Annotated in this window: 25 protein-coding genes and 1 pseudogene; 8 read left to right on the top strand and 18 right to left on the bottom strand. The window is 62.3% G+C overall.

Going from position 1 to position 21,862, the window contains the following annotated elements; genetic code table 11:
• The first annotated feature begins 344 nt into the window (after nucleotides 1-344).
• Entirely contained in the window at nucleotides 345-536 is a 192-nt protein-coding gene (locus M0D66_RS26535; RefSeq protein ID WP_266212016.1) for a DUF2964 family protein, read from the top strand.
• Between the two features lie 117 nt (nucleotides 537-653).
• Here the strand turns inward: M0D66_RS26535 and M0D66_RS26540 are convergent, their stop codons facing one another.
• The 18 genes and pseudogenes from M0D66_RS26540 to M0D66_RS26625 form a co-directional block, all read right to left on the bottom strand.
• Nucleotides 654-1,130 carry a hypothetical protein gene (locus M0D66_RS26540; protein WP_266212017.1) on the bottom strand — a complete coding sequence of 159 codons (477 nt, stop codon included), beginning with the start codon at nucleotides 1,128-1,130 and terminating at the stop codon, nucleotides 654-656.
• Between the two features lie 36 nt (nucleotides 1,131-1,166).
• Nucleotides 1,167-1,541, bottom strand: a complete 375-nt coding sequence (locus M0D66_RS26545) for a DUF3564 domain-containing protein (RefSeq protein ID WP_200659565.1) — start codon at nucleotides 1,539-1,541, stop codon at nucleotides 1,167-1,169.
• Between the two features lie 46 nt (nucleotides 1,542-1,587).
• Nucleotides 1,588-1,884, bottom strand: coding sequence for a cytochrome C (locus M0D66_RS26550; protein WP_266212079.1), 297 nt, complete (start codon nucleotides 1,882-1,884; stop codon nucleotides 1,588-1,590).
• A 153-nt stretch (nucleotides 1,885-2,037) separates the two neighbouring features.
• The gene (locus tag M0D66_RS26555) at nucleotides 2,038-2,706 is read right to left on the bottom strand and encodes a nitroreductase family protein (protein ID WP_266212018.1); all 669 of its coding nucleotides are present in this window, start codon (nucleotides 2,704-2,706) and stop codon (nucleotides 2,038-2,040) included.
• A gap of 309 nt (nucleotides 2,707-3,015) precedes the next feature.
• Nucleotides 3,016-4,047, bottom strand: coding sequence for a nitroreductase family protein (locus M0D66_RS26560; RefSeq protein ID WP_266212019.1), 1,032 nt, complete (start codon nucleotides 4,045-4,047; stop codon nucleotides 3,016-3,018).
• Between the two features lie 27 nt (nucleotides 4,048-4,074).
• Entirely contained in the window at nucleotides 4,075-4,857 is a 783-nt protein-coding gene (locus M0D66_RS26565; protein WP_128576503.1) for a helix-turn-helix domain-containing protein, read from the bottom strand.
• Nucleotides 4,850-5,281, bottom strand: a complete 432-nt coding sequence (locus tag M0D66_RS26570) for a response regulator transcription factor (RefSeq protein WP_200659564.1) — start codon at nucleotides 5,279-5,281, stop codon at nucleotides 4,850-4,852. The genes M0D66_RS26565 and M0D66_RS26570 overlap by 8 nt, the downstream gene beginning before the upstream one ends.
• Nucleotides 5,282-5,472: 191 nt before the next feature.
• Nucleotides 5,473-6,120, bottom strand: coding sequence for a response regulator transcription factor (locus tag M0D66_RS26575; RefSeq protein WP_266212021.1), 648 nt, complete (start codon nucleotides 6,118-6,120; stop codon nucleotides 5,473-5,475).
• The gene (locus M0D66_RS26580) at nucleotides 6,117-8,069 is read right to left on the bottom strand and encodes a PAS domain S-box protein (protein ID WP_266212022.1); all 1,953 of its coding nucleotides are present in this window, start codon (nucleotides 8,067-8,069) and stop codon (nucleotides 6,117-6,119) included. Before M0D66_RS26580 ends, M0D66_RS26575 begins: the two co-directional genes overlap by 4 nt.
• 469 nt (nucleotides 8,070-8,538) lie before the next feature.
• Nucleotides 8,539-9,382 (bottom strand): annotated as a pseudogene (locus M0D66_RS26585) (universal stress protein).
• The gene (locus M0D66_RS26590; protein ID WP_266212023.1) at nucleotides 9,379-9,882 is read right to left on the bottom strand and encodes a universal stress protein; all 504 of its coding nucleotides are present in this window, start codon (nucleotides 9,880-9,882) and stop codon (nucleotides 9,379-9,381) included. The pseudogene M0D66_RS26585 and the gene M0D66_RS26590 overlap by 4 nt, the downstream one beginning before the upstream one ends.
• 44 nt (nucleotides 9,883-9,926) lie before the next feature.
• The gene (locus M0D66_RS26595; protein ID WP_266212024.1) at nucleotides 9,927-10,763 is read right to left on the bottom strand and encodes a universal stress protein; all 837 of its coding nucleotides are present in this window, start codon (nucleotides 10,761-10,763) and stop codon (nucleotides 9,927-9,929) included.
• A 222-nt stretch (nucleotides 10,764-10,985) separates the two neighbouring features.
• Nucleotides 10,986-11,897, bottom strand: a complete 912-nt coding sequence (arcC, locus tag M0D66_RS26600) for a carbamate kinase (RefSeq protein WP_266212025.1) — start codon at nucleotides 11,895-11,897, stop codon at nucleotides 10,986-10,988.
• A 9-nt stretch (nucleotides 11,898-11,906) separates the two neighbouring features.
• Complete coding sequence (gene argF / locus M0D66_RS26605) at nucleotides 11,907-12,905, bottom strand: ornithine carbamoyltransferase (protein WP_266212026.1); 999 nt, start codon at nucleotides 12,903-12,905, stop codon at nucleotides 11,907-11,909.
• A 39-nt stretch (nucleotides 12,906-12,944) separates the two neighbouring features.
• Complete coding sequence (locus M0D66_RS26610; RefSeq protein WP_266212027.1) at nucleotides 12,945-14,162, bottom strand: arginine deiminase; 1,218 nt, start codon at nucleotides 14,160-14,162, stop codon at nucleotides 12,945-12,947.
• Nucleotides 14,163-14,187: 25 nt separating this feature from the next.
• A complete protein-coding gene (arcD, locus tag M0D66_RS26615) occupies nucleotides 14,188-15,669 on the bottom strand; it encodes an arginine-ornithine antiporter (RefSeq protein ID WP_266212028.1) in 1,482 nt (493 codons plus the stop codon).
• A gap of 33 nt (nucleotides 15,670-15,702) precedes the next feature.
• Complete coding sequence (locus M0D66_RS26620; protein ID WP_266212030.1) at nucleotides 15,703-17,163, bottom strand: MBL fold metallo-hydrolase RNA specificity domain-containing protein; 1,461 nt, start codon at nucleotides 17,161-17,163, stop codon at nucleotides 15,703-15,705.
• 37 nt (nucleotides 17,164-17,200) lie between these two features.
• Nucleotides 17,201-17,440, bottom strand: coding sequence for a hypothetical protein (locus M0D66_RS26625; protein WP_054037462.1), 240 nt, complete (start codon nucleotides 17,438-17,440; stop codon nucleotides 17,201-17,203).
• 304 nt (nucleotides 17,441-17,744) lie between these two features.
• On the opposite strand from M0D66_RS26625, the gene M0D66_RS26630 reads away from it, so the two are divergent.
• The 7 genes from M0D66_RS26630 (at nucleotide 17,745) to M0D66_RS26660 (ending at nucleotide 21,855) form a co-directional block, all read left to right on the top strand.
• Nucleotides 17,745-18,254: an NAD(P)H-dependent oxidoreductase gene (locus M0D66_RS26630; protein WP_266212031.1), complete on the top strand. Its 510-nt coding sequence runs from the start codon at nucleotides 17,745-17,747 to the stop codon at nucleotides 18,252-18,254.
• A 142-nt stretch (nucleotides 18,255-18,396) separates the two neighbouring features.
• A complete protein-coding gene (gene atpD, locus M0D66_RS26635) occupies nucleotides 18,397-19,872 on the top strand; it encodes a F0F1 ATP synthase subunit beta (protein ID WP_266212033.1) in 1,476 nt (491 codons plus the stop codon).
• Nucleotides 19,869-20,327, top strand: coding sequence for a F0F1 ATP synthase subunit epsilon (locus M0D66_RS26640; protein WP_266212034.1), 459 nt, complete (start codon nucleotides 19,869-19,871; stop codon nucleotides 20,325-20,327). Before atpD ends, M0D66_RS26640 begins: the two co-directional genes overlap by 4 nt.
• Nucleotides 20,324-20,641, top strand: a complete 318-nt coding sequence (locus M0D66_RS26645; protein WP_266212035.1) for an AtpZ/AtpI family protein — start codon at nucleotides 20,324-20,326, stop codon at nucleotides 20,639-20,641. The genes M0D66_RS26640 and M0D66_RS26645 overlap by 4 nt, the downstream gene beginning before the upstream one ends.
• Entirely contained in the window at nucleotides 20,634-20,915 is a 282-nt protein-coding gene (locus M0D66_RS26650; protein WP_266212036.1) for an ATP synthase subunit I, read from the top strand. The genes M0D66_RS26645 and M0D66_RS26650 overlap by 8 nt, the downstream gene beginning before the upstream one ends.
• Nucleotides 20,912-21,610 carry a F0F1 ATP synthase subunit A gene (locus tag M0D66_RS26655; RefSeq protein WP_266212037.1) on the top strand — a complete coding sequence of 233 codons (699 nt, stop codon included), beginning with the start codon at nucleotides 20,912-20,914 and terminating at the stop codon, nucleotides 21,608-21,610. The genes M0D66_RS26650 and M0D66_RS26655 overlap by 4 nt, the downstream gene beginning before the upstream one ends.
• Nucleotides 21,607-21,855, top strand: coding sequence for a F0F1 ATP synthase subunit C (locus tag M0D66_RS26660; RefSeq protein ID WP_054037454.1), 249 nt, complete (start codon nucleotides 21,607-21,609; stop codon nucleotides 21,853-21,855). The genes M0D66_RS26655 and M0D66_RS26660 overlap by 4 nt, the downstream gene beginning before the upstream one ends.
• Nucleotides 21,856-21,862 lie beyond the last annotated feature (7 nt).

A 21,862-nucleotide genomic window follows, 5' to 3' on the forward strand; every position in this document is an offset into this window, starting at 1 on the left:
GGGGCTGGCGCGAGAACGGCGACGGCTGCCAGGCAGATACGACGGAACGGGGGCCGGTGATGATTCAGCGTGGGTGTGTGTAAGGACTATGACGGTCTGGCCGACGATGCACTTGATTCACATCAAGAGGTGAGCTGCACCGAGTGCTGGTCGCCTTTCTGCTGATGGATTAACCCTCAACGTTGCAAGGCGCTTGCATCACCTACACGTGATGCGGAGCTTCCAGACCTTGATGCAAATCAATCGCAATACTTCGATTGGGTCGATGATGAATGTGTCATTGACGGCTCGCGAACTGCCACGTCGATCTAGAACGACGTGCGTTGAGCCGAGAGGGAGGAATCATGGTCCGGACAGAATCCAGAATCATCTTTGCGACCATTGCCGTCTTTATCGCGTTAGCAGGCCTCGCGGGATTAATCCGTGGGCTGTTGTTCGATAGCACGGACTTCATTCGTTTCGGCGCGGCCGGGCTTGTTGCCGGCGTTGCCTGTTTCGTCCTGCTGCTTAACCCTTCAGCGGGCGACGATTCCTAGCACGCCGCCGGGAGGTGTGCGGATGCGATGGCGCCGTATGTGGCGCTGGGAGGAGGTTGGGATGGCGCGCGATGAGCCGGGATGATGCGGTAATGCGGGTAATATGCGTTGATCGCTTCAGGCTTTGGCCGTGCCGCACGCCGGAGTCGGCGTATTCGACGACGCCGCGCGCTCAACTGGTTCGAGTCGCAAAGCGCCACAGCCGAGCGGTGCAAACACGCGACCGCCCGCAAGTTCGACCTGCTCCACAAATGACTCAAGCGTGACGCCTGCCATGATGTGAATCGGTGCATTGCTGACAAAGCTTTGCGTACGCAGCCATGGCACCTCGCCGCGATTGATTTCGTTGACGCTGCGTTCCTTGCTGTCGTAGCCGCGATCGGGCGTGTAGAGCGGGCCATCGAAAGCGACGGTCAGGATCTGCTCGGGACTGTCGGTATAAGGGGCTGCGGCGTGCTGTTGATAAGGCACGCGTTCCCAGCCGTCGCCCCATTGCTGGTCGAGCGGCAAACGCGTGAAATAGGCCCATGGTGCGCGTACGAAGCAGAGTCCGTACGCATGACGCACGCCGTCCAGATCAGCGTTCATTCCCACGGTAGCTCCTCATCCGGTTGGTCGTGTTGACAACGCTTAAGGGGTGTCGTCGGCGGCGAATATACCGTCTTCGGGTTCGGTGTTCTCGTTGTCGATGCATTGCACGTGCCAGTGGCCGGTTATCAGCGATCTGCCGGCGTCGGCGCACCATTGTGCGTGTCCGGTTTCACCCTCGAATGGTCCAGACGCGGTGTTCAGATCGAGTCCTTCGAGGACGCAGCGGGGTGTGGAATCGTGCGGCCCACAGATCAGCGTGTTGCCGCAATCGACGTGCAAGGCGCCCCATTCGGGTAAATCGAGCCCCATATGACCCTCGCGCGACCATTGGCGTTTTTCATTGTCGAGCCACAGGATGGCGAATGCCATTGGATTGACACGATCGAACGTGTCGAGGTGGATGGTAAGGCGCATGAGGTTCTCCGTACATGCCGCGAACGTGGGCAAACTATCTGGGCCGCTATTGACTTAAAACCCACTGGATTAACGTGTGAGCATCTTCGGGCGTCAATGGGCCACCGCGATCGGCCGGCAGCGGCATGGCCATGTCACCCCAGTGGGCCTTGCCGCCGAGCCGCAGCTTGTGCTCAAGCACCACGCTGGCGTTTGGCACGCCGCGATAGAGTTCCGCGATCTGCTGAAACGAAGGCGCGAGAAATGGCGCATCACGGGTATGGCAGAACATGCAATGCTGTTGATCGACTAGCGCTGTCGGCTCGGACTGGGCAAGCGCTGCGCCGCTTGCTGCCAGCAACAGCGCAAGTGTGCTTGCGGTGAGATAGTGCAGGGGCGGGGCATTCACAATACGCACTCCAGGACAGGTTCTGAGATCAGTGTAGAGTCGCCGTCGCCGTTGCGATTGACTCATATCAAACCGATGTTTCGCGTTGCGTTCGAGCGTCCGCCTCGGTCAGTTACTTTCCTCGGGGTTCGCAACATCGAAATGACCTACCGTCTGAGCGAGCACGGCGACGCTGTCGCGCGGCAAGCGCATTTCAACGGCGAGTGCGCTGCGGTTCAGCCAACCACGGGCCGCGACCGCCAACCCGGCGCTCGCGCAGAAAAGGTAGACGTTTTGCACGATCGCCCCAGCGCTGGCGGACGCAAACGGTTCACGCTGCGATGCGGCGATTTCGTGCATTCGTGCGAGATCGGCTACGTATACGAGATCAAGCGGCGCATCGCCCACAAAGTCCTGATAGCCGGTCAGGCCCCGCACATCACTGGCGACGACCAGATCGAGGCAATGCTGGTGCGGATCATATCGGTAGAGCCCGCACGAGAGCGCGGCGTAAATCGCGATTTCATGCAGGCCCAATACTGAAGGCGCAGTTCGTCCGTCTTCCGGCTCCCGGTTATTGCCGTCGGCTGCCCATAGCAAATTACTGAGCGTCGTATCGTCAAGCGCGGTTGAAGCGAACCGGCGCGTCGTTCGGCGTCTCGCGAACGTTTCCATGATCGGCATGCCACCGGTGCGTTGGGGTGCGGGCAGTGCGATACGCTGCGGCGCTACGCCGGTTACCGGGCGTGGGTGCGCTGAATCGCGCAGCGTGGTACCCAGTCTGAACAGATGTTTCATGACAGCCTCGTACGAGCCAGGCGAAATTAGGTGTTGCAGGCCAGGACGTTGAATGCACAAACCCCATGGTGCGCTGCTGCCATAGTCGATGATTGATTCAAATCAACCGCCTTTGTCATGCACTCAGACTTTCGCTTTCCGGCGCCCGGCCAAAGATGCCACTTGACGCTGCGTTCGATACCCATCGTTATCCGATCGAACAGGCAACGCTTCGTTTGCTCGACGAAGTAGAGTCGGCATGCCGGTCATGCTCCACAGCGGCTACTTCCGTTGCTGCGAGCGAAGCGGTGTCAGAGGGTCGCTGCGTTCCTACGACACGACTTCGGCAAGCGGTCGCCGCGGCGAATGAGGCATTTGGCGGCCGCGGCCGATACGCAGCAGCAATTGCGGTACGCCGTCCAGATTCAGGGCGGCACGCAATGTGTCACGCAGTGAAGCCACTTCGATCGGCTGATTGAGATAGGACGCCGTGATGCCCTCGTCCGCGGCGATAAGCAGTACCCGTTCAAGCGCCTGACCTGCCGCCAGCCACGCTGCGGCATCGTCCGCTCCGGTGGCGATACACAGCAGTAACGGCGAGCCGGTGACCAGCGTTTGATGGGCGGCTGCCATGCCGCCGCCCAGGTCGAACGTGCGAATCACGGAACCTACCAGGGGCACCGCGAGATCGAGTAGGGCGCGCATGCCCGGCGACAACGCTGGCATGCCATCCTGGCTGCGTTTCGGATGGATCCAGCTCGCGAGTTCGCGCCTGAAGCGCGGATCCTTGAATTGCGCCTGATCGGCTTCAGTGATCAACGTGGCGAGGCGCTCGCGGATGGCCGCGTTGCCGACGCAGACAATGTCGGCACCCTCGGCGGCGCCGGCTTCCTCGAGCCGCAACTGAAGCTCGACAGGGACGGGTTCGTCAGCGAAGGTTTCACGGGTCGTGACGCGCCGCGGCATGGCGTCGAATAGTGGTGCAAGGCTGGTGTCGCAGCGGCCATCGCGCAAGATCCGCAGATGCGCCAGCGTGTCCACGTCGGCAGGCGAGGGAAACAGCGTGATCGCGTAGGCAAGACCGAAGCGGCTCAGCGCAACGCGGAGATTGAAAAGCGCCGCGCCACAGCTGATGATCAGCTCACGGTCAAAGGGATCAACCACCGGCAGCGCCCGCATCCGGTCCGCGCACAGCGTGACGCAGTCACCGTCGACAATGAAATGCCACGGTTGCGTATTATGGTTGGATGGCGCCAGCACCGCGTATCGCAGTGCAAACCGCAGTTTTTCTTCGATGCCGGCATTCGGGTCGAATTGATGTTCGTCGATGGACCAGGCGCTGTTCTGGGGAAGTGCGTTCATTTAAGGTCTCCTCCTTTTCGTCTGGCGCTACACGCGCGCGAGGCCTTCGAGGTCGAGAATCCTGATCTGTTTGCCGTGCGTATCGACAAGGCCGTCCTTCTGAAATTTCGAAAACATGCGGCTGACGGTTTCGAGTTTCATCCCAAGATAGCTGCCGATCTCCTCCCGTGTCATGCGCAGATTGAACGTGGCCGGGGAGTAGCCGCGTGTTTTGAGCCTTCCTGACAGGTTCAGCAGGAATGCGGCGACCCGCTGCTCGGCGGACATCGTGCCAAGCAGCATCATCAGTGTCGCCTCGCGAACGATCTCACCGCCCATCAGGCGATGGACGTGCTGTTGCACGACCTTCACCTCGCGGCACATGACTTCGAGCAAATGGAACGGGATGATGCAGACGTTGCTGTCCTCGATGGCGATCGCGTCGCAGCTGTGTTTGCCTGAACATACGCCGTCGAGACCGAGTGAGTCGCCGGCCAGATGAAAACCGGTGACCTGTTCGCGACCGTCGCGATGCATGACGACGGTCTTGAACGAACCGGCGCGGACCGCATAGATACTCTGGAACGAATCGTTGGCGCGGTATAGCGATTCACCCTGTTTGATGGTGCGCGAAACGCACATCAGCGACTCCATGCGTTCCAGTTCGGCCGGCGTCAAGCCTTGCGGCATGCAGATCGAGCGCAGCGAGCAGGTCGAGCAGCGTGCGGCGGGGCGGGCCGGTACTGACGGCGCGAGCGGGGAATGGCCTGACGCCGGCAGTGGGACACGCTGCAGCGGCATGATTTCAGTGTATTCGGCGACGTCAGACATGATGTTCTCCTGTGTAGTTGAGGCCACGTGCGCTACGCTCGTGGGCAATCCGCTTGATCGTGTTGCATGCAAGATCGAATTCACTCGTCTTGTCGAAGAAGTACTGAGCGCCGGCCGCGAGGCACGCCTGCCTGAAGCCCGCACTCGAATGATTCGTCAGTACGATCGTGATCACCGGCGACGTGCTGCGCGCGATGCTCTGCAGCAGTTCCATGCCGGTGCCGCCGGTCAGGCGAAAATCCGCGACCACGACATCGGTTCCGGTGGCGTCGATACCGGCGAGCGCGGCATCGGATTCTTCGGCTTCGCCGACAATCTCGACGCCGTCGATGGCGCCGAAGCGCGCCGCCATCCGTTGTCTGATCGGGATCGTGTCTTCCACGAGGAAAACGCGCAGTGTTTGCTGGGACGGGCTGGAGTTCATGGCTCGAAGTATCGGCCGCGCTGTCTCAATTTAAAATCGGCGGCGAACGAACTTCAGGTAGGCGAGCGCGAAGGCGTGTAGGGGATTTCCTACAGACGGCAAATGCGGAAGTAGATGTAGCCGCGTGAGCGACGAATTGATGTGACGATTGGCTCTAACCCGACGGCCTGCGCGCCGTCCCGGATACAGATCTAGATTTCGTCGTCTTCTCCGAGCAGCTTGTGGCGCAGCGCGTAACGCACCAGCGCGGCTTCGTGCGGCATCTGCATTTTTTCGAGGATGCGCGTTTTATAGGTGCTCACCGTCTTGCTGCTGACACACAACTCCGCGGCGATTTCGGTCAGGGTCTGCCCCGCGGCGATGCGGCGGAACACATCGAATTCACGGTCGGATAGACGCTGATGGGGCAGCGTGTCGGCAGGCTCGTTCAGGCTCTGCGCAAAACGCTCGGCCATCGCGAGACTCACATAAACGCCACCAGATGCGACTTTGGTGACCGCGGCGACCAGCTCGGCGCTGGCACTTTCCTTGGTTAGATACCCTGATGCGCCCGCCTTGAAAGCGCGTACCGCGTACTGCTGCTCCGCATGCATGGTGAGCACGAGGATCCGCAGTGCCGGCCTTTCCTCCTTGATCTGCTTGATCAGTTCGACGCCGTTTCTGCCTGGCATCGACAGATCGAGCACGAGCACGTCGGCCGCGCTCGAACGGACCAGCGCGATCGTGCTGATGCCGTCATTGGCCTCGCCGACCACCTGGAAGCCGCTTGCGTTCTGCAGGATATGCCGCAGGCCATCGCGTACGAGGGCATGGTCGTCGGCTATCAGCGCTCGAATCACGTTTGCATCTCCTGCTGTTGCACCGCCGTGACCGGAAAGGTGACGGTTAGCGCAAAGCCGTTGCCATTGGAAGTGTGGATTTCGACCGTGCCGCCCAGCATATGTGCACGTTCACGGATACCGAGCAGGCCAAATGATTTCTCGGCGGAGGTGGGCGAGCGGTTCGCGCCGTGACCGTTATCCGCGATTTGCAACACGCAAGCACCTCCTTCGATGCGCACTGTCAGCGTGACGAGCGTCGCTTCCGCATGCCGGGCGACATTGGTCAACGCTTCCTGGACGATACGAAATAGCGTCGTCGCGCCATTCGGCGTAAAGCTGGTGTCGCCGACTTCGATCCGGCGCTCCACATCGATGCCATAGCGGTTTGTAAAGTCATTGGCGAGCCATTCGATCGCAGGAATCAGACCGAGATCGTCGAGCATGACCGGGCGCAGATCGGCAGCGATCCGGCGCACTGACGCGACCGTCGCATCGATCAACCGGCGCATCCCGCGCAGTTGCTGCATCAGGCGGGGTTCAGCAGTGGTTTCGAGCTCCTGTTCGACCGACGAAATGTCCATCTTGAGGGCAGTCAATTGCTGCCCAAGGTCGTCGTGCAGCTCGCGTGCGATGCGGGTTTTTTCTTCCTCGCGAACTTTCTGGAGATTTGCCGAGAGCTCGCGTAGTTCCTCACGCGATTGCCGCTGCGCATTTTCCGCTTTTACCCGCTCAGTGATGTCGCGCAGCATAACTGTGTACAGCTTGCCATCGCCATCGCGGATCTGCGAGATCGACGCTTCAATAGGAAACTCTTCACCGTTGCTCCGCAAGCCGAACAGCACGCGTTGCTTGCCCATCTGGCGGTCGGAAACGCCGGTCACGCCGAACTGTTCGACATGCCGCGCGTGTCCCGCGCGAAAGCGCTCGGGAATGAAGCGCGAGAGCGAAGCGCCGACCGCTTCCATGGCGGTGCATCCAAAAACCTGTTCGGCCATTGGATTGAAGATGACGATGTTCTGCCGTTCGTCGACGGTAATGATGGCTTCCATCGACGAGCGGATGATTCCCATCATGCGTGCCTCGTTCAGGGTCGACTGGCTGCGCGCCTTGCTCGTCGCTATCGATCCGCCGCCGCGTTCGCTGGCAATCAGGAAAGCCATGGCACTGAGCAGGCACGCTGCCGCAACGCCGACTATCAGCACCGCGGTTTCTGCGAATTCGTCCTCGGCTCGCAGATAGCGGCCGCTCGCGGTGTACGACAGCGTGATCGGTACACCGCCGACGCGCAAGGTATCGGTTTTACGGAAGACAGGGTCCGTCTCCACCAGGTCGTCGTCTGCTGCGGCGGACGAATAAACCAGCGTGGCGGGGGTTCCGCCAAATACCTGCAGATCGATGCGCCGTTGCCGGGCAACGGCGTTGTCGAACACACGGCTGGTATCGAGCGCCGCTACCAGCAGCCGCGTGATGCCCGCGCGGCGCGCTTGTGGTGTCGACGGCAATCCGGCGTCCGAATACACCGGAAAATAGACGTAGAGACGAGGGTGAGGGTTCGAGCCGGCATCGCCGAACGGCGCTGCGTCCGCGTCGAGCGCGCTTGCCCCTGTATCGATAGCGTGCAGCAACGCCGCCCGGCTCGCCGGAGCGTTCGCCAGGTCGTAGCTGACAGGCATCGCATCGACGGCGGCCGGCGCCATCTGGGTCACCGGCGCGACCGGTTGTGGCGCGGCGGCTGGTCCGGCACCGTTAGCGGCGCCGCCCGTCAGGCGGGCGATAGCGGCGGCGTCAACATCGGCATAGCCAAGTGAGCGCACCACGGACGACGCTTCGTCCAGACCGAGTTGCGCGACATATCGGCGCCAGGCGTCGGCATCGGCCGCCGGCGCGACTGAGAGCATGCCGCGCGCGCCGCGCAGCAGTGATTCGCCGGAGGCGAACTCGCGCTGCAGATCAGCGGTGATACGCATAGTATTCTGTTCAAAGCGGCTGTTGGCGGCGCGCAATGAGTGCTCGCCGACCCAGCGCCATGCACCAAGCGCAGTCATAAGAACGACCGCGAATGTGACCGCCGCGGCAAGCATGGGACGCCGCTCAGGCGGGACAACCCGCGTGGATAAAGGCGATTTTCTAGCGAATGGCGTGTTACCGCGAGAGGGCATGTGCGCCTCATTGGATGGTAGGCAATCCGCCACGCTGACTGATGGCGCAAGCGCGGCGCGGATCGGGAAACATCACGTTGATTTTCGTTAACTGCAGCCAGCCGGAACAACGTATGCGTCGCCCATTGTGCGCGGTTTGCACGGATCGTGCCAGTATGCAGCCACCTCGCGATGGGAGCCGTGCCGGGGGCCGAGGCTCCAAAAAAAGAAGCGCCCTGAAAACCGGGCGCTTTAATTTGCGCGAGGGCTTTTTTCGCGCAATTCCTGAATTGCCAGATCAGTGCGACATCAGCACCGGCACGGTCATCGACTGAAGCATGGTCCGTGTGACGCATGGTCCGTGTGACGCCGCCGAGCAGCCGTTCCTGCACGCGCGTATGCCCATATGCGCCCATCACCACCAGATCGATATGATGATCGGCCAGCATGTTCAACAGCAGCGCACCCGTGGGGACCCCGGCCACCTTGGGCGCGGCGGCGAATCCCGCCTGGATGTCGTGCCGTTCAAGCCAGGCGGCGACGTCGATGCCGGCTGAGGCTTCACTGTCCGGGTGACGCTGCAGGGTCATCACGGTGACGAATTTCGCGCGTTTGATCAGCGGCAAGGCGTCGGCCATCGCCCGGGCGCTCTCTCGGCTGCCGTCCCACGCGATCAGCACGTTTTCGGCAAACGAACGGACGGCCCCGGCATAGGGCAGCACAATGGCAGGGCGGCCCGAGCTCATCAACACGTCCTCGACAAAGTGGCGTGCGATATAGGATGAGGGATCGTCGGGATCATCCTGACCGAGGATCAGGAGGTCGGCGTGGCGTGCGTGCAAGACCGCTGCTTCCACCGCCGGCCCGCCCGGCGCCCGCCATTCCACACCGCGCCCGGCCCGTTCGCCCGCCGCCAGAAAGCGCGCCTGCGCGTCTTTAAGATTGGCCTCGTGTTGCGCTTCGCGAATCGCGACCAGTGCGCGTTCGCCGTGGAGAAACATCGGCTGCGTCAGATCCTGACAAACCACATACAGGCCGATCAGATGCGCGCCGTGCCGGCCGGCCAGTTCAAGTGCGAACTCGATCCTCGCGGTGCTATGGGTGCTGTCGTCGAGATGCACCAGCAGGGTTTTGCAGGTCATGACGGCTCCCTGATCGGTTCGGCTACCTGTGCGTCGCTTGCCACAGGTTTGGCGCTGTGTGCCGAGATCATCAGCACCGCGCACTGCGCGATGCGCAGGAAACGTTCGGCGACACTGCCGAGCACCAGCCTTTGGAAACCCCGCCTTCCATGCGTGCCCATGACCACCAGGTCGGCCTTGAAATCGCTTGCCGCGTGCAGTATGCAATGGGCGATGTCGTCGCCCGCCAGGTCGGTTTCGGCGATGCGTGGCGTGCCCTCCACACCGGCCCGCTTCATGCTCGCCAATGCGTCCTCGATCACATGCGCGCCTTCCTCGAGCAGCGCCGTGCGGACGTAGGAAGGGTCGTAACCGGGTACGTCGTATGACATCAATGGGACGTCTACGACAAAAAGGGGTTGTAGTCTTGCGCCGGAATCGCGCGCGAGTTGCAAGGCTGCGTCCAGGGCGCGTGCGGACGTTTCACTGCCGTCGACGGCAACCAGAATCTGTTGATACATGGTGAATTCTCTCCTGAATGGAACTGACTCGACGTTCCGGTTCATCAATGCGACATCAGTACCGGCACGGTCATTGATCTAAGGATCGTGCGGGTCGCGCCGCCCATCACCAGTTCCTGCCAGCGGGCGTGTCCGTAAGCACCCGTCACGAGCAGATCCGCGCCGATCGCGGATACCTGTGACAACAGCGCGTCCCCGATCGAGGCATCGCGGCCGACCTCAATATCCTTGACCTCGACGTTCACGCCGTGCCGCGCGATGAGCGTGGCGATATCCGCGCCCGGAATGCGCACGCGCGGCTCGCCCCGCTCGCCGTTGACGGTGACGACCGTGGTGGTCTTCGCCGCGCGCATGAACGGCAGCGCATCGTGCACCGCGCGGGTGGCTTCGCGGCTACCGTCCCAGGCGACCATCACGTGCGCGCCGGATGACGTGACGTTGCTGGCGTACGGCACCAGCAACACCGGCCTGCCTGCGGACATGATCAGGTTTTCAGGGAAAAAATCGCCGACGTACGATTCCGGATCGTGCGGGTCGTCCTGGCTGGCAATGATCAGGTCAGCGCACCGGCCGCGCTGCGGCACGGCGAGGCTAGCCGGGGCGTCGACAGCGATCCACTCGCCGGAAACTCCCGCACGGCGCAGTTCCGCATGAAAGAGCCGTTCGAGCGCGCCGCGGCGTTCCGCGCGCGACTGTTCGTGCGCACCGTAGTATTCGGCGGTTCCGGCCATAACGTAGAGCGAGCGCGGATCGGGCGTGAACACGGCAAACACGCCGGTCAGATGGGCGTCGAACTGCTTGGCGAGCCGCAGGGCGAATTCGAGCCTCGGGTGCGCGCGCTCACTTGTATCCAGGTGAACGACGATGGTCTTGTAAGTCATTGCAGTGCTCCAGAAGTGGGTGAGTGGCGCTTGAACGCGTGATCTGAGTCTAGGAGCCGGGTCGGTGCCGGCGTTGATCGAGATCAACGGCGCGGTAGCGCGTGATACTTCATCCGGACGGGAATGCGACGCCCGGCCAGATAGGCGGCGAAATAGCGGACGCTCGATTCGAGCGCCGCATTAACCGGTTCGATTACGGGTTACCCGATCGCCAAACGTTGTTTACGCGCACACGACGCGCGTACCTGCCGTGCCGTTTGCCATCGCCTCGATGCGATCGAGCGAGCCGATGACTGCCGGCCGGCCAGTGCGCGAGACGAACTCGCACGCGGCCTCGACCTTCGGCCCCATTGAGCCGGCCGGGAAAGACATCGACCGAAGTCCCGCAACCGACACCTCGCTCAGCACGCGTTCGCAGGGCGTGTGCCAGTCGGCATAAACCGCGTCAACGTCGGTCGCGATCAGCAGCAGATCGGCGTCCACGTCTGCCGCAAGCAGCGCGCTGCACCGATCCTTGTCGATCACGGCCTCCACGCCGCAGCGAGTCCGGCCGTCCGCTGCGACCGTGACCGGAATTCCGCCGCCCCCGGCTGCGATCACCACGGCATCGTGATCGAGCAACCAGTGAATGGGTTGAAGCGCCATGATGCGTCGCGGTTTCGGCGACGCGACGACGCGCCGGAAACTGTCGCCATCCCGAGCGACGCTCCAGCCGTTGCTGATGGCCAGACGTTCTGCCTGGGCCTCCGTGTAAACGGGACCGATTGGCTTGGTGGGGTGAGTGAAGGCAGGGTCGTCGGCGTCGACCTCGACGCGCGTCAGCAGTGTCGCCACTTGCCGCTGCGGCGGCAATGCGTTGGCCAGTTCCTGCTCGAGCAGATAGCCGATCATGCCTTCCGACTCGGCGTCGAGCACATCGAGCGGCGCCGCACCAGTCGGGCCAGCGGCGGCGGCCTGTAGTGCCAGCAGGCCGACCTGAGGGCCGTTGCCATGCGCGATGACCAGCTGGTTGCCGTCGGCTAGCCGCGCGATCTGCTGTGCGGCGCGGCGGATATTGGCGATCTGGTGCGACATTGTCATCGGCTCGCCGCGCCGAAGCAGCGCGTTGCCACCCAGTGCGATCAGGATGCGCATGATGGATCCTTAAGCGAGTGTCGCCACGAGTACCGCCTTGATCGTATGCATGCGGTTTTCAGCCTGCGAGAACACAATCGACGCATTCGATTCGAAGACTTCGTCGCTAACTTCGAGCTCGGACAGACCGAAGTGCTCGTGAATCTGCCGGCCGGTTTCGGTCTCGAGATTGTGATAAGCGGGTAGGCAATGCATGAAGTGGGTGCGCTGCTTGCCCGTTGCTTTCATCAACGCGGCATTGACCTGGTATGGCCGCAGGAGCTCGATGCGCGGCCCCCAGGCCTCCACCTGCTCGCCCATCGAAACCCACACGTCGGTATAGACGAAGTCGGCGCCGCCCACTGCCTCATGCGGATCCTCGACGATCGCCACGCGAGCACCGGTCCGCTCGGCAAGGCGCCGCATCTGTGTCACGAGATCGTCGTGAGGCCACAGTTCGCGCGGCGCGGCAATGCGCACATCCATGCCCATCTGCACGCCGCCGATCAGCAACGAATTGCCCATGTTGAAACGGGCGTCGCCGAGGTAGCAGAACGACAGTTCGTGCAGCGGCTTTTCACCGAATTCCTGCATCGTCAGCAAGTCCGCGAGTACCTGGGTAGGATGAAATTCGTCGGTCAGCCCGTTCCATACGGGAACATGCGAATACAACGCGAGATCCTCCACCACGCTCTGGTGAAAGCCGCGATATTCAATCCCGTCGTAGAGCCGGCCGAGCACGCGCGCCGTGTCCTTGAGCGACTCCTTGCGGCCAAGCTGCGAGCTCGCCGAATCGATGTAGGTGACATGGCCGCCCTGGTCGTGCACGGCAACCTCGAAGGCACAGCGCGTGCGGGTCGAGGTCTTTTCGAAAATCAGCGCGATATTCTTGCCGTTGAGCCGCGCGACTTCGTTGCCAGCGTACTTTGCGCGCTTCAGCTCCGCGGCGAGATCGAGGAGAAATCGGATGTCGCGGGGAGTGAAGTCCTGCATGTTCAGCAGGCTGCGGTTGCGCAGGTTGAATGCCATGGTGTGCGGTTCCTTGAAATAGGCGAGGCGGGCGGGGTGTCAGGCGGGATCGCGTTCGATCGGGCAGGTCATGCAATGTCCGCCGCCGCGCCCGCGCCCCAATTCGCCGCTCGGAATCGTGATGACTTCGACGCCCGCCTTACGCAGCAGCGTGTTCGTGTAGACGTTGCGGTTGTAGGCCACCACGACGCCTGGCGTGAGTGCGATCACGTTATTGCCGTCGTCCCACTGTTCGCGCTCGGCCTCCCATGTATCGCCGCCGGTGGCGACGGTGCGAAGTTCCTTAAGACCTAGCGCCCGGGCGACCACCTCGAGAAACGGTGCGGTCTCGGGCCGGACATCGAGCGCGTGTGGCCGTTGCGACGGGCGCAGACTGGTGCAGCGGATGCCGTCGACAACTTCCGGAAAGATCGTGACCAGATCCCGGTCGCAGAAGGTGAACACCGTATCGAGGTGCATGGCGCCGCGCGAACGCGGCAACTGTGCGGCGATCACATGTTTCACCGATTCATGTGCGAAAAGGGATCGCGCAAGTTGCGCGACGCCCTGCGGCGACGTGCGCTCACCCATGCCGATCAGTACGACGTCGCGCGATAAAGGCATGACGTCGCCGCCTTCCAGCGTAGCGCCGCCGTGATCGACGTCAGGGCCGCCCCACCAGATGCGTGTGCCGCCGCTGAACAGCGGATGAAAACGGTAGATTGCCGCGCTCAGCAGCGTTTCCTGGCGGCGCGCCGGCCAGTACATCGAGCCGAGTACTGCGCCGTCGTTGATCCAGCAACTGTTGTCGCGGGTAAACAGCGTATTGGGCAACGGCGGAAGGAGAAATCCGGCAGGTTCTGTGCATTGCGACAGCAGACCCGTGGACTCAAACGGCAGCTCGGCCCGCACGATCCCGCCGATCAGCCGGGTGGCGAGCTCGTCGGCTTTCATCTCGTCGAGCCAGGGCAGCAGTTGTGCGGACAGCTCCAGGTCGACGATACCCGAGGACAGCTTGCGTTCGAGTACCCAGTCGCGTGCGTCCTGGCCTTGCAGAATGTCCGCGAGCAGGTCGTGCATATCGAGCACTTCAATGCCGCGATCCTGCATCGCGCTGACGAAAGCGTAGTGGTCGGTCTTGGCCTGGGAAACCCACAATACGTCGTCGAACAGCAGTTCGCGGCAATTGGCCGGGGTCAGGCGCGCCTGGGCGAGCCCGGGCCGGCAGACCATGACCTTGCGCAAGGTGCCGACTTCGGAAAAGACGCCGAGTGCCATAGAGGTGCTCCTTGTAATGGGCGGCTTACAGGCCTAACGCACCGCTTGACAGCAGCCAGGCAGCGATTGCGGCGAGTCCGATCAGCGCGGCCGGAATGACGGCTTCGAAGGGCTTGAAGAGATGTGCGCCGCGTTCGTGTTTTGCCCAGCCATACAGCAGGACGCCAGGTGCGTAGAGCAGAGCGGAAAGCAGCAGATACTTCGGGCCGGCCGCATACAGCAGCCAGCAGCAGTAGACGCTTGCAGCCGCGCCGATCAGCATGTCGCGTCCACGGACGGTGTCGGTTACGGCGTAGCCGTCGCCGCGCATGGCAATGCGGGTTGCGTACACGGCCGAGAAAAGATAAGGAATCAGGATCATCGAGGTCGCGAGCGAGATCAACGCCTGGTAGGTCGCGTTCGACACCAGTGTGATGATCAGGAACAACTGCACGAGCCCGTTTGTCACCCACAGTGCATTGGCAGGTACGCCGTGGCTGTTCTCGCGCGCGAGGAAGGCCGGCATCACGCCGCCGCTCGCAGGTGTGAACAGCGTTTCCGCCGCCAGCAAGGTCCATGCGAGCAGTGCGCCGCCTACCGACACCAGCAGCCCGATGCTGATCAGCACTGCGCCCCAGGTGCCGACGGCCTTGTCGAGCACGCCGGCCATCGATGGGTTCTTCATTGCGGCCAGATTGCTCTGCGAGACGATGCCAAGCGAGAGCAGCGAAACGGCCATCAGCAGAAGCAACACCACGGCGAAACCGAGCATCGTCGCGCGTCCAATATCTTCGCGACGTTGCGCGCGGGCCGAAAACACATTGGCGCCCTCGATGCCGATGAACACCCAGACGGTGATCAACATCGTGCTTTTGACCTGCGTGAACACGCTGCCGAGCTTCGGGCTGCCCCAGAAGTCTTGCGTGAAGATGTGGCTTCTGAATGCCGCGAGCGCGAGCAGAATGAACAGCACCAAAGGAATGACCTTGGCCACCGTAGTGATCGCATTGAGAACGGCCGCGCTGCGCACGCCGCGCAGAATCACTGCATGCATGATCCACAGCACGATCGACGCGCCCAGTACGGCGGCGCGTGTATTGCCGTCGCCGAATAACGGAAAGAAATAACCGAGTGTGCCGAACACGATGACGAGATAGCCGACATTGCCGATCCACGCGCTGACCCAATAGCCCCATGCGGAGTTGAAGCCGACGAAGTCGCCGGCACTGGCGCGGGCGTACGCATAGATGCCGTTGTCGAGATCGGGCTTTCGCGTCGTCAGGGTCTGATAGACGAAGGCGAGCATCAACATGCCCACTCCGGTAATCAGCCAACCAATCAACACTGCGGCGGCACCGGCGCCCGATGCCATGTTCTGCGGCAGTGAAAAGACACCGCTGCCGATCATCGACCCGATCACAAGCGCCGTCAGCAGGCCGAGCCGCAAGGGTTTCGCCGCCGAGGCCTTCGTCTGGGTGGCCACGCCGGATACAGGCGGCCCCGACAATGAATCCGCTAGATTCTTCATGACATGCCCTCGTTAATGTTTAAGACACGTTGATTAGGTCACTTCGGGGTGGCTGGCCGATTGATCTGGATCAGTCAATACAGGGTCGGACATCGCGCTTGCCTCGCAGGGGTGAATATCTGCATCGAGGGCGGATCCGGGCAGTTCGACGGATTCGAGGTAGATGGGCACCTCGCAGCGCCAGTGAAGCGTTTCCTCGAGATGACGCCGTAACGCGTCAGCGGCGCCAGGCTCGCCGTGGGTGACGAAGGTTCGCTCCGGCGGCACGGAGATGGAGTGAAGCCATGTCGTCAGTTCCTGATAATCCGCATGCGCGGACAGTGACGACAGCGCGACCACCGACGCCCGCACAGGCACATCGTCGCCGTGAATCCTGATCGCGGGCGCATGGGCGGCAAGCGCCGCGCCGCGTGTGCCGGCAGCCTGATAGCCGACCAGCACGATGGTGTTGCGGCTGTCGGGCGCGAACGCCTTCAGGTGATGCACAACTCGCCCGCCGGTTGCCATCCCGCTGCCGGCAATCACCACCATTGGACCGGCCCGGGCCGTTACGGCTTTGGATTCGTCGACGGTATGCACCATTTCGGCTGCGCTGCTGATCGCATTAGCCTCGGTCATCGTGAGGCGATGCTCGCCGACGTGGTGCCGGTACAGTTGCGTGACGCTCGACGCCATCGGGCCGTCGAGATAAACCGGCACGTTGGCCATCCGGCCGGCCGCCTTCAGACGTGCAATGTAGTGAAGAATGGATTGCGCACGGCCGACCGCGAAGCACGGAATCACGACCACTCCGTCTCTCCGGAAGGTGCGTGAGAAGATCTCGGCAAGTTCGGTGGCCGGATCGCCTGTCTCGTGCAGACGATCGCCGTACGTGGACTCAACCACCAGATAGTCGGCGTGCGCCAGCGGCATGGGCGGGCGCATGATCGGATCGTTCGGACGTCCCACGTCGCCCGAGAACGCGATCACCTTGCCCTCCACACACATCACAATGCTGGCAGCGCCCAGAATGTGCCCGGACGGCAATAGCCGGAAGCACGCTTGCTTATTCAGCTGTTTCGGTACATCGAATTCGCGTGGCACGAGCAGCTGCAGCGCCTTTTCGGCATCGTCGAGCGTGTATAGCGGCAACGCGGGATGATGTTTCGAAAACCCATGGCGGTTTGCGAAGGCGGCTTCTTCTTCCTGGAGCCTAGCGCTGTCGCGCAACAGCACCTCGCACAGTTCGCGGGACCCACGGCTGCAATAGACCGGTCCCCGATATCCCATCCGCGCGAGAACTGGCAGATAGCCGCTGTGATCCAGGTGGGCGTGCGTCAGGATCACCGCGTCGAGCGTTTCGACCGAGACCGGGAACGCGGCCCAATTGCGCAGACGCAGATTTTTTGTGCCTTGAAAGAGCCCGCAGTCGACCAGCACCCGTAGGCCAGCGCCTTCCAGCAGATATCTCGAGCCGGTGACGGTTTCGGTCGCACCCAGAAAAGTCAGCTTCATTGCGCCACCTCTGATGGCAAGTGAATCGCACGCTTCGTCAGGCCGTCGCACGTTGGCTGAGGCTCTCGCAGAACGCTTCAGCGAAGCGTTTGAAGGCATGCAACGAGCCGGCGATACTCTGGTATTTTTCGCGGCCGATTTGCCCGTCCAGGGTGATCAACATGCCGGCCTCACGGGCCAGCGCGAGGATCTCATCGAATTCGCTCGCTGCGTCACGCGTGTTTTGGGGGTGTCCGGCCAGCGTCGCGGCGTTGGCGGAAGGGTTGGCGTTTGACATGGCCGGTCTCCTTACGGGTCACTTTCGGCAGATGCTGCGATAACGTCGCGGGGCAATCGATCCGTGCTTGTCTTGAAATTCAGTATTGGGCAGCGGCCGCTCGAAACAAATCAGGTAGCGCCGAGCTTTGCGTAGGATGTCCTTCGTTCGTGTCAGCTTTTTCCTACACGACAACTGGACGTGCCGACGGGCGAGTCCGTCGATTGACATGGATCATAAGAACGCTCTCATCCACGCCTATGCTCCCGACATGCACAGCGATTGCCGCACGTGAATGCGCGACAACTGTGGTGAGGAGATTGAAATGTCCCAGGCGAAAGTCCTTGTTGTCTATTTCTCGCGCACCGGCACCACACGGTTGCTCGCGCAGGCAATGGCGAAAATGCTGGCAGCGGATCTCGAAGAGATTTGCGATTTCAGCAATCGCAAAGGGGTGGGTGGATATTTGCGCTCGCTGGCTGACATCATGATGAAGCGTCCCGTTGAAATCGTTCCAGCCGGACGCGATGTCACGGCGTACGACCTGATCGTAATAGGCACGCCGGTCTGGGCCGGTTCGGTGTCCGCGCCGGTTCGATCCTATCTCGTCGAGAACCGTGCGCGGCTTCCACAGGTCGCGTTCTTTTGCAGCTTCGGCGGACGAGGCGCTGACAAAGCTATGAGGCAAATGCGCGAGCTTGTGGGCCGGCTGGCAGTTGCCGAATGCAAGGTGACAGCCGCTGAGGCGCACAAAGATGCAAACGCCGCATTGGCCGTCTTTGCGCACGTGCTCAAAGGACACATCGCCAGATCCAGAACGCTTGAATTGATGTGATGATTCAGAAGATTGAGCGGACATGAACAACAGACTGTTTCTGGTTAAACGTCATCTCACACAAGTTTGATGAAGATCAGTTGATCGAGTGCGCGCGGCGCTATCCTGGACTATTCGAAATTGGCCGCATGGAGGCCCAACAATGTCGGCTGATCTGGCGACCTCGTTCTCGACAACCCCGTTGACCACAAGCGACGGGTATGTGGTCGCCGTACGTGGTGCAGTCGTCGACGTGACGTTTGCCGATGACATGCTGCCGCCAGTGGACGACGCGCTCCTCATCCTGTCGGACGACCTCGCGCCGGTGCTTGCTGAGGTGCAAGCCCATTTGAGCGAAACCACGGTGCGTGCGCTGGCGCTGCAGTCCACCGCTGGATTGCGGCGCGGCGCCCGCGTGAGCGTGTGTGGCGGGCCGATCGAAGCGCCGGTTGGCGAGGCTGTGCTAGGCAGGCTGCTCGATGTGACCGGCGCGACCCGTGACGACGGCGAAGCCTTACCCGCACAGATCGAGCGCCGCCCGATTCATCGCGCCGCGCCGCCGCTCGCTTCGCAGAAAGGCACCACCACGTTGTTTGCAACGGGCATCAAGGTGATCGACCTGCTCGCGCCGCTCGCCCAAGGCGGCAAGGCCGCGATGTTCGGCGGCGCAGGGGTCGGCAAAACGGTGCTGGTCATGGAATTGATCCATGCGATGGTGGAGCGTTATCAAGGAATCTCCGTATTCGCGGGCGTTGGCGAACGCTCACGTGAAGGGCACGAAATGCTGCTCGACATGCGCACGTCTGGCGTGCTGGCGCGCACCGTGCTGGTCTATGGACAGATGAACGAGCCGCCAGGCGCACGCTGGCGCGTGCCCTTTACAGCGCTGACAATCGCTGAGTATTTCCGCGACGAACGCCACCAGAGCGTTCTCCTGCTCATGGATAACGTTTTTCGCTTCGTGCAGGCGGGGGCCGAGGTATCGGGCCTGCTCGGGCGCATGCCGTCCAGAGTGGGCTACCAGCCCACGCTCGCGAGCGAAGTCGCAAGCCTGCAGGAGCGCATTGTGTCGGTAGGGGACGCATCGGTCACCGCAATCGAAGCGGTGTATGTGCCGGCCGACGATTTCACCGATCCCGCAGTGACCGCGATCGCAGCGCATATCGACAGCATGGTCGTGCTGTCGCGTGCGATGGCCGCCGAAGGCATGTATCCCGCGATCGATCCGATCGCATCGTCTTCGATCCTGCTCGATCCGCTTGTGGTCGGCGAGGAACACGCGAGCGTCGCGACCGAGGTGCGCAGGATCATCGAGCACTACCGCGAGCTGCAGGACGTCATCTCCTTGCTTGGTATCGAGGAACTGGGCGCCGAGGATCGCGCCCTCGTGGGGCGTGCTCGGCGCTTGCAGCGCTTTCTGACCCAGCCGTTCGTCGTCACCGAAGCCTTTACGGGTGAAGCGGGCCGTTCGGTGGCACTCGCCGATACGATCGCCGGGTGCAAGGCGATTCTGGCGGGCGAGTGCGATACGTGGCAGGAAAGCTCGCTCTACATGATCGGTACCCTCGACGAAGGCCGCCTCAAGGAGCAAGCCGCCGTGCAAGATGGTGCGACCCACGTCGCGGAGAACGCGACATGAGCGCCACCCGCCTGACGCTGACGTTGGCCACGCCGTCGCACGTATGGTTCGACGCAGTCGAGATCGTGTCTCTACGCGCGGAGGATGAAAGCGGCTCGTTCGGCATCCGGACCGGTCATGCCGACTTCGTGACGCTGCTGGCGCCCTCGGTGGTCCGCTGGATGTGCGCGGATGATTCGATCCACTACTGCGCGGTGGATGGCGGCGTGCTATTGGTCTCGCACGGAACGGACGTTTCCATTGCTTGCCGCGAAGCGGTCCCCGGCGACTCACTGGAAGGCCTCGAAACTGGCGTTCGCAGCCGCCACGCCAGCGAGGCCGATGCGGCGCGGCGCGCCCGCGTCGAGCAGTTGCAACTGCATGCTCGAGCCGTGCGTCAGATGCTGCGTTATCTGCGGCCGCGCGCAGACGCCGACGGCGTGGCTGAGGATAGCATTGGAGGAATTCTGCGATGAGCGGGCGCGACACGGACGAGCACAATCAGCGAAGCGAGCAGATCGCCGGCGCCGCCAGACGGGCCGCCGAGCGCGATTTGCGCGGTCGCGAGGAGCCGGAACCGTCGCTCGGCAGCCGGCTCGGCCAGATCGGCATCCTCGGTTGGGCCATTGTCCTGCCCACGCTGATGGGTCTCGCACTCGGCCATTGGCTGGACCGGACATTCGGCACGGGCGTGTTCTTCTCGGCGCCGCTGCTGATGATCGGCGCAGCCGTCGGCTTCTGGTCGGCATGGAAGTGGATGCATCGTCAGCAACGGAACCATCATGAATAGTCCACTGGCGTCGATAGCGGCACAACTCGCGCTGGGACTCTCAGTGGGAATCCTGGCCGGTGCATGGCACTTCCTGTCGCTGCGCTGGAACTGGCCGTTGTTCGCATCGGGCAAAGCGATGCCGGCCCTAGCCTTGCAGCTTGCCAGATTCGCGCTCACCGGGGCGCTATTTCTGATGCTCGCGGATGTCGGCGCCATAGGGCTGCTCGCGGGCATGATGGGGTTTCTGCTTGCGCGTGGCGTGGCGGTGCGACGCTATGGAGGCAGTCGATGATCACTTCGCCGCTCGCGACCGCACTGCTGTGGCATATCGGCCCGCTATCCATTACGGCGCCGGTACTGGTCACGTGGGCGCTCATGATTCTGTTGACTGTCGGGGCAGTTTTGCTGAGCCGAAAGTTGTCGCTCGCGCCGACCAGGCTGCAAACCGCGCTTGAACTGCTGGTCGTCACGATCGATCAGCAGATCCGCGACACCATGCAAACCGAGCCCGCCACTTACCGTGCGCTGATCGGTACGCTCTTCATCTTCGTGCTGATTGCCAACTGGTCGGCGCTCGTGCCGGGGGTGAGTCCGCCGACCGCACACCTCGAGACCGATGCCGCGCTTGCGCTGATCGTGCTGGGCGCCACGGTTTTCTACGGCATTCGCACGCGAGGCACGGCCGCTTACCTTGCGGCATTCGCCGAGCCGAGCTGGGTCATGATCCCGCTGAATGTCGTCGAGCAGATCACCCGGACGTTTTCACTCGTCGTGCGCCTGTTCGGCAATGTAATGAGCGGCGTGTTTGTGATCGGCATCATCCTGTCGCTCGCAGGGTTGCTCGTACCCATTCCGCTGATGGCGCTGGACCTGCTCACCGGCGCGGTACAAGCCTATATTTTTTCCGTGCTGGGGATGGTTTTCATCGGCGCGGCGATCAGCGATACCCACAGTCAGGTCAACATAAAAAAGGGCGAAGTCTCATGAATAACCTCATCGAAGTTGTCAGCATTGCCGCTGCGGCGCTGGCTGTATCGTTCGGCGCGATCGGCCCGGCGCTTGCTGAAGGCCGTGCTGTCGCCGCCGCGATGGATGCGATCGCGCGGCAACCGGACTCGGCCGGAACCGTGTCGCGCACGCTCTTCGTCGGGCTTGCAATGATCGAGACGATGGCGATCTATTGCCTCGTGATCGCGTTATTGCTGCTCTTCGCCAACCCGTTCGTCAAATAGGCGGCGG

The sequence above is a fragment of the Paraburkholderia sp. SECH2 genome, assembly GCF_030464795.1.
GTDB classification, from domain to species: domain Bacteria; phylum Pseudomonadota; class Gammaproteobacteria; order Burkholderiales; family Burkholderiaceae; genus Paraburkholderia; species Paraburkholderia aspalathi.

What these genes read in the sequence shown, in the direction of transcription:
- M0D66_RS26535 (WP_266212016.1), top strand. Translation starts at nt 345, where the DNA reads ATGGTCCGGACAGAATCCAGAATCATCTTTGCGACCATTGCCGTCTTT.
- M0D66_RS26545 (WP_200659565.1), bottom strand. Translation starts at nt 1,541, where the DNA reads ATGCGCCTTACCATCCACCTCGACACGTTCGATCGTGTCAATCCAATG.
- M0D66_RS26555 (WP_266212018.1), bottom strand. Translation starts at nt 2,706, where the DNA reads ATGAAACATCTGTTCAGACTGGGTACCACGCTGCGCGATTCAGCGCAC.
- M0D66_RS26560 (WP_266212019.1), bottom strand. Translation starts at nt 4,047, where the DNA reads ATGAACGCACTTCCCCAGAACAGCGCCTGGTCCATCGACGAACATCAA.
- M0D66_RS26565 (WP_128576503.1), bottom strand. Translation starts at nt 4,857, where the DNA reads ATGTCTGACGTCGCCGAATACACTGAAATCATGCCGCTGCAGCGTGTC.
- M0D66_RS26570 (WP_200659564.1), bottom strand. Translation starts at nt 5,281, where the DNA reads ATGAACTCCAGCCCGTCCCAGCAAACACTGCGCGTTTTCCTCGTGGAA.
- M0D66_RS26580 (WP_266212022.1), bottom strand. Translation starts at nt 8,069, where the DNA reads ATGCGTATCACCGCTGATCTGCAGCGCGAGTTCGCCTCCGGCGAATCA.
- M0D66_RS26590 (WP_266212023.1), bottom strand. Translation starts at nt 9,882, where the DNA reads ATGTATCAACAGATTCTGGTTGCCGTCGACGGCAGTGAAACGTCCGCA.
- M0D66_RS26595 (WP_266212024.1), bottom strand. Translation starts at nt 10,763, where the DNA reads ATGACTTACAAGACCATCGTCGTTCACCTGGATACAAGTGAGCGCGCG.
- arcC (WP_266212025.1), bottom strand. Translation starts at nt 11,897, where the DNA reads ATGCGCATCCTGATCGCACTGGGTGGCAACGCGCTGCTTCGGCGCGGC.
- argF (WP_266212026.1), bottom strand. Translation starts at nt 12,905, where the DNA reads ATGGCATTCAACCTGCGCAACCGCAGCCTGCTGAACATGCAGGACTTC.
- M0D66_RS26610 (WP_266212027.1), bottom strand. Translation starts at nt 14,162, where the DNA reads ATGGCACTCGGCGTCTTTTCCGAAGTCGGCACCTTGCGCAAGGTCATG.
- arcD (WP_266212028.1), bottom strand. Translation starts at nt 15,669, where the DNA reads ATGAAGAATCTAGCGGATTCATTGTCGGGGCCGCCTGTATCCGGCGTG.
- M0D66_RS26620 (WP_266212030.1), bottom strand. Translation starts at nt 17,163, where the DNA reads ATGAAGCTGACTTTTCTGGGTGCGACCGAAACCGTCACCGGCTCGAGA.
- M0D66_RS26625 (WP_054037462.1), bottom strand. Translation starts at nt 17,440, where the DNA reads ATGTCAAACGCCAACCCTTCCGCCAACGCCGCGACGCTGGCCGGACAC.
- M0D66_RS26630 (WP_266212031.1), top strand. Translation starts at nt 17,745, where the DNA reads ATGTCCCAGGCGAAAGTCCTTGTTGTCTATTTCTCGCGCACCGGCACC.
- atpD (WP_266212033.1), top strand. Translation starts at nt 18,397, where the DNA reads ATGTCGGCTGATCTGGCGACCTCGTTCTCGACAACCCCGTTGACCACA.
- M0D66_RS26640 (WP_266212034.1), top strand. Translation starts at nt 19,869, where the DNA reads ATGAGCGCCACCCGCCTGACGCTGACGTTGGCCACGCCGTCGCACGTA.
- M0D66_RS26645 (WP_266212035.1), top strand. Translation starts at nt 20,324, where the DNA reads ATGAGCGGGCGCGACACGGACGAGCACAATCAGCGAAGCGAGCAGATC.
- M0D66_RS26650 (WP_266212036.1), top strand. Translation starts at nt 20,634, where the DNA reads ATGAATAGTCCACTGGCGTCGATAGCGGCACAACTCGCGCTGGGACTC.
- M0D66_RS26655 (WP_266212037.1), top strand. Translation starts at nt 20,912, where the DNA reads ATGATCACTTCGCCGCTCGCGACCGCACTGCTGTGGCATATCGGCCCG.
- M0D66_RS26660 (WP_054037454.1), top strand. Translation starts at nt 21,607, where the DNA reads ATGAATAACCTCATCGAAGTTGTCAGCATTGCCGCTGCGGCGCTGGCT.